Source organism: Streptomyces sp. NPDC005494 (assembly GCF_042872025.1).
GTDB lineage: Bacteria > Actinomycetota > Actinomycetes > Streptomycetales > Streptomycetaceae > Streptomyces.
The window spans coordinates 577,720-592,043 of the sequence record NZ_JBIAJR010000004.1; the positions used below are offsets into that span (position 1 = coordinate 577,720).

The 14,324-nt window shown below is 69.2% G+C and carries 6 protein-coding genes and 1 tRNA gene; 2 read left to right on the top strand and 5 right to left on the bottom strand.

What is annotated here, in order from left to right:
• Positions 1–22: 22 nt before the first annotated feature.
• From ACFYQ6_RS16205 to ACFYQ6_RS16220, 4 genes are all read right to left on the bottom strand, one after another.
• Entirely contained in the window at positions 23–823 is an 801-nt protein-coding gene (locus ACFYQ6_RS16205) for a RodZ domain-containing protein (RefSeq protein WP_361586319.1), read from the bottom strand.
• Positions 824–1,035: 212 nt separating this feature from the next.
• Positions 1,036–3,807, bottom strand: a complete 2,772-nt coding sequence (locus ACFYQ6_RS16210) for a DNA translocase FtsK (RefSeq protein WP_361586316.1) — start codon at positions 3,805–3,807, stop codon at positions 1,036–1,038.
• Between the two features lie 123 nt (positions 3,808–3,930).
• On the bottom strand, positions 3,931–4,611 hold the full coding sequence (locus tag ACFYQ6_RS16215) for a response regulator (protein WP_356742984.1): 681 nt from the start codon (positions 4,609–4,611) through the stop codon (positions 3,931–3,933).
• Between the two features lie 245 nt (positions 4,612–4,856).
• Positions 4,857–10,289 carry a HAMP domain-containing protein gene (locus ACFYQ6_RS16220; RefSeq protein ID WP_361586313.1) on the bottom strand — a complete coding sequence of 1,811 codons (5,433 nt, stop codon included), beginning with the start codon at positions 10,287–10,289 and terminating at the stop codon, positions 4,857–4,859.
• 401 nt (positions 10,290–10,690) lie between these two features.
• Here ACFYQ6_RS16220 and ACFYQ6_RS16225 point away from each other — a divergent pair, with 401 nt between their 5' ends.
• Positions 10,691–13,318 carry a SpoIIE family protein phosphatase gene (locus tag ACFYQ6_RS16225; RefSeq protein WP_361586310.1) on the top strand — a complete coding sequence of 876 codons (2,628 nt, stop codon included), beginning with the start codon at positions 10,691–10,693 and terminating at the stop codon, positions 13,316–13,318.
• Positions 13,319–13,436: 118 nt separating this feature from the next.
• Complete coding sequence (locus ACFYQ6_RS16230; RefSeq protein WP_361586308.1) at positions 13,437–13,916, top strand: hypothetical protein; 480 nt, start codon at positions 13,437–13,439, stop codon at positions 13,914–13,916.
• Between the two features lie 65 nt (positions 13,917–13,981).
• Here the strand turns inward: ACFYQ6_RS16230 and ACFYQ6_RS16235 are convergent.
• A tRNA-Thr gene (locus ACFYQ6_RS16235) sits at positions 13,982–14,054 on the bottom strand.
• Between the last annotated feature and the right edge of the window lie 270 nt (positions 14,055–14,324).

Consider the following 14,324-nt stretch of genomic DNA (forward strand, 5'->3'; position numbering starts at 1 on the left):
CAGGCGTGACGTGCGAGGAGGGTCAGCCGACCTCGGGGTCACCCTTGGTGTACGAGAGCCGCTCGACCTGACCCGGCTCGAACTGGTCGTCGACCTTCTTGCCGTTCACGAAGAGGTCGATCGCGCCCGCGTCGCCGAGGACGAGGTCGATCCGCTCCTTGTCCTGGAAGGTCTTGGAGTCGCCTTCGAGCAGCAGCCCGTCGAAGAGCAGCCGCCCGTTGTGGTCCTTGGCGGAGATCCAGCTCTTGCCCTCGGTGGCGCTGAGCCTGACCGTCACCTTGTCGCGGGGTGCCGCGGCGATGGCGCTCTCGGACGGTGCCGGCTTGGGGTCGGCGGGCTTGGACGTGGTCGGTTCGGACGTGGGCTTGTCGGGGGTCGAGCCTTCGGCGACCTGTGCCGCGCCCGAACCCTCGTCCTCGCCGCTGAAGAGGGTGAAGCCGACGAAGCCGACCACGACGACGATCGCCGCGACCATGGCCGCGGTCCAGTTGGGCCGACGGGGCTCGGAGCGGATCCGCTCCGCCTCGAACAGCGGCGCCGCGGGCGTGGGTGCGGGACGTCCGCCGTGCTCGGCGTCGAACTCCGCGATCATGGGATCGGGGTCGAGCCGGACGGCGCGGGCGAGCATGCGGATGTGGCCGCGTGCGTACACGTCGCCGCCGCAGCGGGAGAAGTCGTCCTCCTCGATCGCGTGCACGATGGGGATGCGCACCCGGGTGGAGCTGCTGACTTCCTCGACCGTCAGACCTGCGGCGATTCGAGCCTGCTGAAGCGCGCGACCGATCGAAGGCCGGTCGTCTTCGGGGGAGTTGCCGATGGACACGGGGGCGCCTTTCGAGCGTGAGCCACCTGCTGGATGTTCAGTCTAGGGGTGGGACGAAAGGGTGGGGCAACCGGGAGCGACGACTTTGTACGCCATCGGGTTCGCCGGACAGCCCCTCGGGCAGAGCGGGGGACGAAGCACTGGACCGATCATCCCCTGCTCCTCCCTTCAACTTGACGTACGACCGGGCGAAACGGTTGCCCGCAAAACTCTTACGAAGCGGTTTCCCCACGAATGACGGCCAACACGCCGTCGAGCTCGTCCGGCTTCACCAGGACGTCGCGGGCCTTGGATCCCTCACTCGGCCCCACGATGTTGCGGGACTCCATCAGGTCCATCAGCCGGCCCGCCTTGGCGAAGCCGACTCGCAGCTTGCGCTGGAGCATGGACGTCGAGCCGAACTGGGTGGAGACGACCAGCTCGGCCGCCTGGCAGAGCAGATCGAGGTCGTCGCCGATGTCCTCGTCGATCTCCTTCTTCTGCTTCGTGCCGACCGTCACGTCGTCGCGGAAGACCGGCGCCATCTGATCCTTGCAGTGCTGGACGACAGCCGCGACCTCGTTCTCGGTGACGAAGGCGCCCTGCATACGGGTGGGCTTGTTCGCCCCCATCGGCAGGAACAGCCCGTCACCCTTACCGATGAGCTTTTCGGCACCGGGCTGATCGAGGATGACCCGGCTGTCGGCGAGCGACGAGGTGGCGAAGGCCAGCCGTGACGGCACGTTGGCCTTGATCAGCCCGGTCACGACGTCCACCGACGGCCGCTGTGTGGCGAGGACCAGATGAATGCCCGCGGCGCGCGCCAGCTGGGTGATGCGCACGATGGAGTCCTCGACGTCACGCGGCGCCACCATCATCAGGTCCGCCAGCTCGTCGACGATGACCAGCAGGTACGGGTACGGCGAGAGCTCCCGCTCACTGCCCTCCGGGGCCTTGACCTTGCCGTTGCGCACGGCGTGGTTGAAGTCGTCGATGTGCCGGAAGCCGTACGCCGCGAGGTCGTCGTAGCGCAGGTCCATCTCCCGTACGACCCACTGCAGCGCCTCGGCGGCCTTCTTCGGGTTGGTGATGATCGGCGTGATCAGGTGCGGGATGCCCTCGTACGCGGTGAGCTCGACCCGCTTCGGGTCGACGAGCACCATCCGCACGTCGTCCGGGGTGGCCCGCACCATGATCGAGGTGATCAGGCAGTTGATGCAGGAGGACTTTCCGGAGCCGGTCGCACCGGCGACCAGCACGTGCGGCATGTTCGCCAGGTTGGCCATCTCGTAGCCGCCCTCGACGTTCTTGCCGAGCGCGACCAGCATCGGGTGGTCGTCCTCGGCAGCGTCGGCGAGGCGCAGCACGTCGCCGAGATTGACCATCTCGCGGTCGGAGTTGGGGATCTCGATGCCGACGGCGGACTTGCCCGGGATCGGGGAGATGATCCGGACGTCCGGGCTGGCGACGGCGTAGGCGATGTTCTTGGTGAGGGCGGTGATCCGCTCGACCTTGACCGCGGGGCCGAGCTCCACCTCGTAGCGGGTGACCGTCGGACCACGGGTGAAGCCCGTGACGGCGGCATCGACCTTGAACTCCGTGAAGACGTTGGTCAGCGAGGCCACCACGGCGTCGTTGGCGGCGCTGCGCGTCTTGCCGGGGCCGCCGCGCTCCAGCAGGTCGAGCGAGGGCAGCGCGTAGGTGATGTCGCCTGCGAGCTGGAGCTGCTCGGCACGGGCGGGAAGAGACTGCGAACGCTCGGGGGCCGGCTTGGTCAGGTCGGGCACTCCCGCCGAGGGCGTCGCCGTCCTCTCCGTTCCACCGTCACCGGCAGGGGACTTCTCCCCCGCCCTGGCGCCGGGGACCGGGGTGGCGGTCCGCTCCCTTTCGGTGGAGACGCCCTGCGTCAGGTCGGCGACCACCGGCGAGGGAGGCATGCCGTTGAGCACAGCGCCGTCGAGCGCGGCAGCCGCCGCGGCCGCCACGTCCACCGCGTCCATGCTCCGGTTCATCGCGGGCTGGGCGGAGGCCCTGCGCGGCCGGCGCCGCTTGGCCAGCGCCTCACTTTCGGCCCGGTCGGGGTCATGGACGCCGTCCGCGGCGGAGCGGCGCGACGGGGAGCGCCCCGGACCCTCGGGCAGGGCGTCGCGCCACTGCTCCTCGTACCGCTCGTCGTCGTCCTCGTCGTCCCCGGGCACGTACACGGGGTCGACGATGCCGAGCCGCACGCCGAGCTGCCGCAGCCGCCGGGGGATGGCGTTGACCGGGGTGGCGGTGACGACGAGCAGTCCGAAGACGGTCAGCAACAGCAGGAGCGGGACGGCGAGGACCTCGCCCATCATGAACACCAGGGGCTGGGAGGCCCCCCAGCCGATCAGGCCTCCGGCGTCCTGCATGGCGCCGGTGCCGTCCTCGCGGCCGGGCGATCCGCAGGCGATGTGGACCTGGCCGAGCACTCCGATGACGAGGGCGGACAGGCCGATGACGATACGTCCGTTGGCCTCCGGCTTCTCCGGATAGAGGATCAGCCGCACGGCGACGGCGCCCAGCAGTATCGGGAGCAGCAGATCGAGCCGGCCGAACGCCCCGGTGACGAGCATCTCGACGAGATCGCCGACGGGGCCCTGCAGATGTGACCAGGTTCCCGCCGCCACGATCAGCGCGAGACCGAGGAGCAGCAGGGCGAGGCCGTCCTTGCGGTGGGCGGGGTCAAGTCCCTTGGCTCCGCGCCCTATGGAGCGGAAGACCGCCCCGACACCGTGCGCCGTGCCCAGCCAGAGCGCGCGGACGAGCCGGTACACGCCTCCGGTGGGCGACGGCGCGGGTTTGGGCGCGGGCCTCTTCGCAGCCGCCTTCTTCGCGGGTGCCTTCTTGACGGGCACGGTCTTCTTCGCCGCCGCCTTCTTGGCGGGCGCGGCTTTCTTCGCCGGTCCCTGGGTACGGCCGGAGCGCTTCGCGGTGCCCGCCGTGCCCAGGGAACCCTTGCCGGACGTACGTGAGGCCATGTGACTGAGGTTACCGGTGCCGACGCCGGTGGACACGTGTGCCCACGGCATCACCCGTCCGTGTCGCCCTTGCGGGGGCGCCGAACTGACGCACGCTCAACCGCTCCGGCCCGTGGCGCAGGGTCAGCCCTGTGTGGGCAGCGCGGTCGTGGAGCCGCCGGCACCTGGCTCCAGCGCGTCGAGCGCCCGGCGCAGTCCGGTGAGCTTGCGTTCGAGATGGGCGGCGGTAGCCACTGCGGCGGCGTCCGCGGATTCGTCGTCCAACTGCTTGGAAAGCGCCTCCGCCTGCTCCTCGACGGCGGCGAGCCGCGCGGAGAGCTCGGCGAGGAGACCGGCGGGCTCCTTCTCGTCGACGCCGTGATGGGCGCCGCCCTCCAGCTGGAGGCGGAGCAGCGCGGCCTGTTCCCGCAGCTGGCAGTTCTTCATGTACAGCTCGACGAAGACCGAGACCTTGGCGCGCAGCACCCAGGGGTCGAAGGGCTTCGAGATGTAGTCCACCGCGCCCGCCGCGTAACCCCGGAAGGTGTGATGCGGGCCGTGGTTGATCGCGGTGAGGAAGATGATCGGGATGTCCCGGGTCCGCTCCCGCCGCTTGATGTGCGCGGCCGTCTCGAACCCATCCATACCGGGCATCTGTACGTCCAGCAGAATGACCGCGAAATCGTCCGTGAGCAGCGCTTTGAGCGCCTCCTCCCCTGACGATGCCCGTACCAGTGTCTGATCGAGCGCAGAGAGGATGGCCTCCAGCGCCAGCAGATTCTCCGGCCGGTCATCGACCAGGAGGATCTTGGCCTTCTGCACCATGGCCCGTCCTCCTCGCCCCGGAATCGCACCGGGTGCCGCCCCAGGGGACGACTCCCTTACGCCGTCCGTCCTTGTGCCGGTCATGGTAGCCGCACCCCGCCCGTCACCACACCCTGTCACCGCGATGTCACTGTGCACAGAGCGAAAACGCGGTCGAGGTCCAGAAGGTTCCCCGAAATCGCTCCCTCACACCCTTCCGGCGGGAGGGAGCCGACGGATTCCGGACCGGGACGCCGACCGCCTGATCACTCTCCGCGCATCCACTTTTCCATCACCGACAGCAGATGATCGGAATCGACCGGCTTCGTCACGTAGTCGGAGGCTCCGCAGTCGATCGCCTTCTCGCGATCGCCCTTCATGGCCTTGGCGGTCAGCGCGACGATCGGCAGTCCGGCGAACTGCGGCATCCTGCGGATCGCCGTCGTCGTGGCGTAGCCGTCCATCTCCGGCATCATGATGTCCATCAGAACGATCGTCACATCGTCGTGCTGCTCGAGGACTTCGATGCCCTCACGCCCGTTCTCCGCGTACAGCACCGACAGACCGTGCTGCTCCAGCACGCTGGTGAGGGCGAATACGTTGCGGATGTCGTCGTCGACGATCAGCACCTTCTCCCCGTGGAAGCGGAACGTCCTGCGGGGCTCCTGCTCCTCCTGCGCGCTCTGCACCCACTCCTCCGGCGCCGCGGACTGCGCGCCGGACCCGCCGTCGGGCAGGGCCGGGCGGCGCGCCGCTGCGCCCAGGGCCTTGCGACGGCGCCTGAACACCCCGGCGGAGTTGGCCGGGTCGCCCAGGGGCGGCTCGGTCCCCTCGCGCGGCGACGCCTCCAGGTGCGGGGCCCCTTCGGCGGACTGCGCGTGGGCCTCGATCGGCCCGGGTCCCATCTGCGGGTAGCCCTGGGGCGGCAGTTCGCTGGGGTGCAGGGGGAGGTACAGCGTGAACGTCGAGCCACGCCCCGGTTCGCTCGCCGCGTGGATCTCCCCGCCCAGCAGCCGTGCGATCTCGCGGCTGATGGAGAGGCCGAGACCCGTGCCGCCGTACTTGCGGCTGGTCGTGCCGTCCGCCTGCTTGAACGCCTCGAAGATCACCAGCATCTTGCTGGACGCGATGCCGATCCCGGTGTCGGTGACCGAGAAGGCGATCAGGTCCCCGTCGGCGTCACGCAGCGAGCCCGCCTCCAGCAGGTGTTCCCTGATGGAGTTCGGCACGTCCGCGCCCGCCGGCCGGATCACCAGCTGAACGGCCCCGCTGTCGGTGAACTTCACCGCGTTGGACAGGAGGTTGCGCAGGACCTGCAGCAGCCTCTGCTCGTCGGTGTGCAGCGTGGCGGGCAGCTCCGGGGAGACCCGCACGGAGAAGTCGAGCCCCTTCTCCGCGGTGAGCGGCCGGAACGTCGCCTCCACGTAGTCGACCAGCTGCACGAGCGCGATCCGGGTGGGGCTGACGTCCATCTTGCCCGCCTCGACCTTCGACAGGTCGAGGATGTCGTTGATCAGCTGGAGCAGGTCGGAGCCGGCTCCGTGGATCGTCTCGGCGAACTCCACCTGCTTCGGCGATAGGTTGCCCTCGGCGTTGTCGGCGAGCAGCTTGGCGAGGATGAGCAGCGAGTTGAGCGGGGTGCGCAGCTCGTGGGACATGTTCGCCAGGAACTCGGACTTGTAGCGCATCGAGACGGCGAGCTGCTCGGCGCGCTCCTCCAGGACCTGCCGCGCCTCCTCGATCTCGGTGTTCTTCACCTCGATGTCGCGGTTCTGCTGCGCCAGCAGCTCCGCCTTCTCCTCCAGCTCGGCGTTGGAGGCCTGCAGCGCCTTCTGCCGGTTCTCGAGCTCCTGCGAGCGGTCCCTGAGCTGTTCGGTCAGCTCCTGGGACTGCTCGAGGAGCTTCTCGGTCTTCGTGTTGACGCTGATGGTGTTGACGCTCGTCGCGATCATCTCGGCGAGCTGGTTGAGGAAGTCCCGCTGGATGTGGGTGAACGGCTGGAACGAGGCCAGCTCGATGACACCGAGCACCTGGCCCTCGAAGAGCACCGGCAACACGATCACGTGCGCCGGCGGCGCCTCGCCCAGGCCGGAGGAGATCTTCAGATAACCCGGCGGAACGTTGTCCACCTGGATCGTCCGCTTCTCCTCGGCCGCCGTACCGATGAGCGTCTCGCCGGGCCGGAACGAGGTCGGCATCGAACCCGCGGAGTATCCGTAACTGCCGCGCATACGCAGTTCGTAGGAGCCCTCGTTGCCGTTGTCCGAGCCGACCTCGTCGGTGTCCCCCGTGCTCATGGCGAGGAAGAACGCGCCGTGCTGGGCCGAGACGACGGGGGTCAGCTCGCTCATGATCAGCGAGGCGACGTCGTCCAGGTCGCGGCGGCCCTGCATCAGGCCGGAGATCCGGGCGAGGTTGCCCTTCAGCCAGTCCTGCTCCTTGTTCGCGAGGGTGGTGTCGCGCAGGTTGGCGATCATCGTGTTGATGTTGTCCTGCAGCACCTGGATCTCGCCGGCCGCGTCGACGTCGATCTTGAGGTTGAGATCGCCTCGGGTCACCGCGGTGGCCACGGCCGCGATGGCGCGCACCTGACGGGTCAGGTTCCCCGCCATCTCGTTCACCGACTCGGTGAGGTCGCGCCACGTGCCGTCGACGTCCCGGACCCGCGCCTGACCGCCCAGCTGGCCCTCGGTGCCCACCTCACGGGCCACCCGGGTCACCTGCTCGGCGAACGAGGAGAGCTGGTCGACCATCGTGTTGATGGTGTTCTTCAGCTCCAGGATCTCGCCCTGGGCATCGATGTCGATCTTCTTGGTGAGATCACCCTTCGCGATGGCCGTGGTGACCGTGGCGATCTGCCGCACCTGACCGGTCAGGTTGGAGGCCATCGAGTTCACGGACTCGGTCAGGTCCTTCCAGGTGCCCGAGACGCCTGGTACCCGCGCCTGACCGCCCAGTTCGCCCTCGGTGCCCACCTCGCGGGCCACGCGCGTGACCTCGTCGGCGAACGAGGACAGGGTCGTCACCATCGTGTTGACGGTGTCGGCGAGTTCGGCGACCTCGCCACGTGCCTCGACCGTCACCTTCTTCGTCAGGTCGCCGTTGGCGACGGCGGACGACACCCGGGAGATGTTGCGCACCTGGCTGGTCAGGTTGTTGGCCATCAGGTTGACGTTGTCGCTGAGGTCCTTCCAGATGCCCGTCGCGCCCCGGACCCTGGCCTGCCCACCGAGGATGCCCTCGGTGCCCACCTCACGGGCGACCCTCGTCACCTCGTCGGCGAAGTTGAGGAGCTGGTCGACCATCGTGTTGACCGTCGTCACCAGTTCGAGGATCTCGCCCTTGGCGTCGACGGTGATCTTCTTGGAGAGATCGCCCTTGGCGACGGCGGTGGTCACCTCGGCGATGTTGCGTACCTGAAGGGTGAGGTTGTTCGCCATGCCGTTGACGGAGTGCGTGAGGTCCTTCCACGTACCGGAGACGCCCTGCACCTCCGCCTGACCGCCGAGGATGCCCTCCGTGCCCACCTCGCGGGCGACCCGGGTGACCTGTTCGGCGAAGTTCGACAGCTGGTCGACCATCGTGTTCAGGGTGTTCTTCAGCTCGAGGATCTCGCCCCGGGCGTCCACGTCGATCTTCTGCGACAGGTCACCCCGCGCCACCGCCGTGGCGACCTGCGCGATGTTGCGGACCTGAGCGGTGAGGTTCCCGGCCATGCCGTTCACCGAGTCGGTCAGATCGCGCCATACGCCTGCCACACCGGGCACCTGCGCCTGACCACCGAGGCGGCCGTCCGTGCCCACCTCGCGGGCGACCCTCGTCACCTGGTCGGCGAAGGCGGAGAGCTGGTCGACCATCGTGTTGATGGTGTTCTTCAGCTCGAGGATCTCGCCGCGGGCGTCCACGTCGATCTTCTGCGACAGGTCGCCCCGCGCCACCGCCGTCGTCACCTGGGCGATCTGGCGCACCTGGGAGGTGAGGTTGCCGGCCATGAAGTTGACGGAGTCGGTGAGCTCCTTCCACGTACCGGAGACTCCGTCGACGCGCGCCTGGCCGCCGAGGCGGCCCTCCGTGCCCACGTCACGGGCCATGCGCGTCACCTGGTCGGCGAAGTTGGACAGCTGGGCCACCATCGTGTTGACGGTGTTCTTCAGCTCCAGCATCTCGCCGGCCACGTCCACCGTGACCTTCTGGGACAGGTCACCGTTGGCGACCGCCGTCGTCACCTGCGCGATGTCACGCACCTGACCCGTGAGGTTGCGGAAGGCGGTGTTCACCGAGTCGGTGAGGTCCTTCCAGGTGCCCGCCGCACCCGGCACCTCCGCCTGGCCGCCGAGGCGGCCCTCGACGCCGACCTCCCGGGCGACCCTGGTCACCTCCGAGCCGAAGGCCTGGAGCTGGTCCACCATCGTGTTGACGGTGTTCTTCAGCTCCAGCATCTCGCCGGCCACGTCGACCGTGACCTTCTGCGTCATGTCACCGCTGGCCACCGCCGTGGTCACCTGGGCGATGTCCCGCACCTGGGTCGTCAGGTTCCGGAAGACCGTGTTCACCGAGTCGGTGAGGTCCTTCCAGGTACCCGCCGCACCCGGTACCTGGGCCTGCCCGCCGAGCAGGCCCTCGCCGCCGACCTCGCTGGCCACGCGTGTGACCTCGTCCGCGAAGGTGCGCAGCGTCTCGGTCATCTGGTTGATCGTCTCGGCGAGCTGGGCGACCTCGCCGCGGGCGCTCACCGTGACCTTCTGGGACAGGTCACCGTTGGCGACCGCCGTCGTCACCTCGGCGATGCCGCGCACCTGGGAGGTGAGGTTGCCCGCCATCGTGTTGACGGAGTCGGTGAGGTCCTTCCAGACCCCGGCCACCCCGGGCACCGTCGCCTGTCCGCCCAGCTCACCCTCGGTGCCCACCTCACGGGCGACCCGGGTGACCTCGGAGGAGAACGACGACAGCTGGTCGACCATCGTGTTGACGGTGTTCTTGAGCTGGAGCATCTCGCCGGCCACATGGACGGTGACCTTGCGCGACAGGTCTCCCTTGGCGACCGCCGTCGTCACCAGGGCGATGTCACGCACCTGTGCGGTCAGCCGGTACGCCATGGTGTTGACGGAGTCGGTGAGGTCCTTCCACGACCCGGACATGCCGCGCACCTGGGCCTGACCTCCGAGCTTGCCCTCGGTGCCGACCTCGACCGCTACCCGCGTCACCTGCTCGGTGAACGCCGACAGCTGGTCGACCAGGTTGTTGACCGTCCGGGCGACCTTCAGGAACTCTCCGCGCAGCGGACGTACGGTCTCGTCCGGCGCGTGGGTCCGCAGCTCCATGCGCTGCTCGAGATCGCCGTCGGCGACGGCGGAGAGTACCCGCCCGACCTCGGAGACGGGTCGTGCGAGATCGTCGACGAGTTCGTTCGACGCGTCGATCGCGGCGGCCCAGGAGCCCTCACAGGCACCGGTCTCCAGGCGCTCGGTGAGCTTGCCCTCGCGTCCGACCACTCGCCGGACCCGGGCGAGCTCGCCCGTGAGGTGGAGATTGCGGTCGGCCACCTCGTTGAAGACCGCGGCGATCTCCGTGAGTGGGCCGTCGCCGGAGACGGTCAGCCGCCTGCGGAAGTTTCCGTCACGCATCGCCACGAGAGCCGAGAGCAGTCTGTTCAGGGCTGCCGCGTCCACGTCGATGGTGCCATTGCGCTGCTTTTTCACGGACTGCCCGCCTTTTGTGCGCGTTCCTGAACCCCGCGCCGCCACGCCAGACTCCACCGTGTCCCTCCCGCAGGGGTTGACCGTATCGCTCGGGCCGTTGTCGGAAGCTTGCCCACTTCCACTTTGGCTCACCGCCACAGCACACCGTCGACGGGTGACTATGCGGTCGTCAAATCGTTGAAACGTACCAGGCCGGAACGGGAGGACGAGGAAGATCTCATGGTCGTCCCATTTCCCTCACCGTGGGCTCCACATTTGTGCGCCCGGCGTACGCCCGCGGTAGGCCTGCCCGCCCAAGTCTGCCCTCGTGTGCACGGGACAACCGGCGAGCGTCTAGCCTGGCAGGCGAATCGAAGCGGCGAGAAACGGGCACAGGACTCGGGGAAGCGACGAGACACCATATGGGGAGTGCTGTGATCACCGCGCGCGCGGCTGCCACCTTCGATCCGGTCGGACGCTCGGTCGCGACCGCCCGCGCATTCGTACGAGACACCCTTCAGGGGTGGGGGTACACCGACGTCGTCGACGACGCCGTCGTTCTGACGAGTGAACTCGTGACCAACGCGGTCGTGCACGCGGGTACGGCCGCCGATGTGCTCTGCCTGCGCACCGAGGACGGGGTACGCGTAGAGGTCGCCGACCACTACCCGGAGCGGGAGGTCCCGCTCCAGAGCTCCGGGCTCGACTTCGGCAGCCCGGACCGGGAGGGCGGGCGCGGACTGCTGCTCTGCGCCGCTCTGGCCACGCGCTGGGGCGTCGAGTACACCCCCACCCACAAGCACGTGTGGTTCCAGCTCGATCTTCCCGAGCGCCCTGTGGGCATCCGCTCGGCGAGCCCGGTCCTGCCGACGGCCCTTCTCCCCGTGGCGGACCAGCGGGTGCGGGTGGCCGTCGTGCAGATCGACGGTTCCGGCTCGATCGTCGCGTGGAACGACGACGCCGCCTTTCTCTTCGGTCACGCCCCGGAGCAGGTCGACGGCAAGCAGTTCACCGACTTCGTGGCATGGCCGCACACCCCGGGCACCAGCACAGGCATCGCCGACGCCCTGCGACTCTCCCGCTGGGAGGGCAGCTACGGACTCCGCGGTGCCGACGGCCGGGTGATCCCGGTGTACGCCTCGCACCTCAGAGTCAGAGACACCGAGGGCGAGCCCTCCACCGTCTGTCTCCTCGTACGTGACGACGAGCGCGCCGTGCTCCAGACACCGGTCCGCGCCCCCGTCTCGGACGCCACGGCCGAGAACCGCAGCGCGGACCCCTTCGAGATCTTCATCGGCTCTCCCGCTCCGGACGACCTCGACGGGCTGCTGCAGCGCACGGTCGAACGGGCCCGGGACATGCTGGACGCGGACGCCGCCTTCCTGCTGCTGGCCACCGACGACGAGACGGAGCTGGAGGTCAGGGCGACGACCGGTCTTCCCTCGGCCCGCCAGCGCTTCGCCCGGGTGCCCGTCGAGGCCGGTACGGGCCGCTACGGCTCCGCCCGCATGCCGGCCGTCCACGAGGACCTCACCGTCGTACCGGGAGCCGTGCCGCTGCTCAGCGACACCGGGATGCGTTCGGTCGTGACGGTCCCCCTCAAGGTCGAGGGGCGTCTCACGGGTTCGCTCGGGGTCGCGGCCGAAGCGGCCGGGCGGTACTCCAACGAGGAGGCGCTGCGCCTTCAGTTCGCCGCGGACCGCATCGCACTCGCCGTGGAGTCCGCGAGACTCGGCGAGCTGGAGCGTCTGCGCCGTGGCTCCCTCTCCTTCCTCGTCGAGGCGTCCGACCTGCTGGCCGGCACGCTGGACAGGGACCAGACCCTGGCACTGATGGCACAGATGACCGTGCCCACGCTGGCCACCTGGTGCGCCGTCTACACGATCGCGGACCAGTCGTCGGAGCCGTACCTCTCCTACGTGCTGCACGAGGACGAGGAGCGCATCGACGGCCTGAAGGCCCTGCTCTCCTCCATCGACCCGCCGGACCCCGTCCCGGCACCCGGCGCACGTCTCTGGCCCGCGCCGACGGAGGCCGGCCAGCAGGCCGCGCTGCGCACCTCCAAGCGCACCCTGGGCAGGGACGCGCCACTGAGCATGGGGGCGGCAGCCCGCACCACGCTGGCCACCGCTGCCGCCGTGGGCGGTGAGACCGTGGTGCTCCCCCTGGTGGCGAGAAATCGCGTGATCGGCATGCTCACGCTCGGCAAGCCGTCCGACGAGCACTTCCGCCAGGAAATCCTGGAGCTCGCCGAGGACCTGTCCCGTCGTGCCGCTCTGGCGCTCGACAACGCCCGTCTGTACTCGGAGCGCATGGCCATCAGCCAGTCCCTCCAGCGCAGCCTGCTGCCGCCGGGACTGCCCGACGTGCCGAACGTCGAGATCGAGGTCATCTACCGCGCGGCGGGCGAGGGCAACGAGGTGGGCGGCGACTTCTACGACGTCTTCCCCATCCGCGACGGTGCCTACGGCTTCGCCATCGGTGACGTGTGCGGTACGGGCCCGGAGGCCGCGGCCGTCACAGGCCTCGCCAGGCACGCGCTGCGCCTGCTGGCTCGCGAGGGATTCGGCGGCCCGGCGGTGCTCGAGCGGCTCAACGCCGCGATCCTGGACGAGGGGGCCCGCAGCCGCTTCCTCACCCTGCTCTACGGGGAGTTGTGGCCCCAGGAGGACGGCAGCGCCCTCCTGAAGGTCGTCTGCGCGGGACACCCCCTCCCGCTGCGGCTGCGCCAGGACGGATCGGTGGAGGCGGCGGCCGAGCCCCAGCCGCTGCTCGGCGTCATCGAGGACCTCGAACTGTACGAGCAGGAGGTCACCCTGGACCCGGGCGACGTCCTCCTGTGCGTGACGGACGGCGTCACCGAACGGCGCGAGGGCAGCCGCATGCTGGGCGACGACGGCCTGGCCGACGTCCTGGCCGTGTGTACGGGCCTGACCGCAGGCGCGGTGGCGGGGCGCATCCTGCGGGCGGTCGAGCGCTTCGCCGCGGAGCCCGCTTCCGACGACATGGCCATCCTTGCCATGCGTGTACCGGAGCCGCAGAACTTCTAGGGGCTGTGCCGGGGTCCGCACGGGCCCCGGCACCCGCTGCCTCCCCTTCCAGCTCCTGCCCTCCTCCAGTACGGAAATCGAGCAGCCCGGTATCCGTGCGGGCTGACATCATGCCGCCATGGCGATCCCCGACAGCGGCTACTCGATCACCTCGATCTACTCGGTGCCCGACGACGCCTGGTACGTCGAACTGGAGCACACCGGCCTCGGACGAACGCTGGTGACCGCGATCGTCCCCGACGAGGACCCGGCGCGTGAACCCACCGTGTGCTTCGACTCGCCAGGACCTCATGTGGACATCCCCTGTCGGGTGATGCGCCGGTTCATGGACCACGTGGAGGCGGAGATCCGCACGTCCCGCTACTGGATGCGGCTGCGCCCCGAAATCGTCGAGGTCGTCCACGGGCTGCGGCAGGAGTATCTGGGCGCGATAGGTGACGAGGAGTTTGCGGGCGTCCTGGAGCAGCTGCGCGCCAGGGTCCCTGCGGCGGACCTGCCCTCCGTCCTTGCCGCCTCTTTCGGCCGGAGGACGGACGGCAGCACCACGGACGACGTGCTGTCGCTCATGCCTGCCGAAGAGCAGGAGACGGCCTCGTAGCCGGTCTGCCGTGCCCTGAATATCAGAAAGGCCCCCGCCGCCGGCGGGGGCCTTTCTCTGTGCTGAGCCCCAATGCGGAATCGAACCGCAGACCTTCTCCTTACCATGGAGACGCTCTACCGACTGAGCTATTGGGGCCTGCTGCCTTGCGGCAACGAGGTAAAGCATACCCCGAACTCAGGGGTGCTCATAACCATCGGTGCGGCCTTCTGTCCGCGTCGTACCCACCGCCCGTCCGGACACCGGGGCGGCCCAACGCCGGTGTGCCGGGCGGGCGTTGGGCACGCCGGCCGACTGCCGTCGAGCCTGGCCGTGGAACGCAGAAAAGCCCCGTGCCACAAGGGCACGGGGCTTTCCCGGAATAATTGTTCGGCGGCGTCCTACTCTCCCACAGGGTCCCCCCTGCAG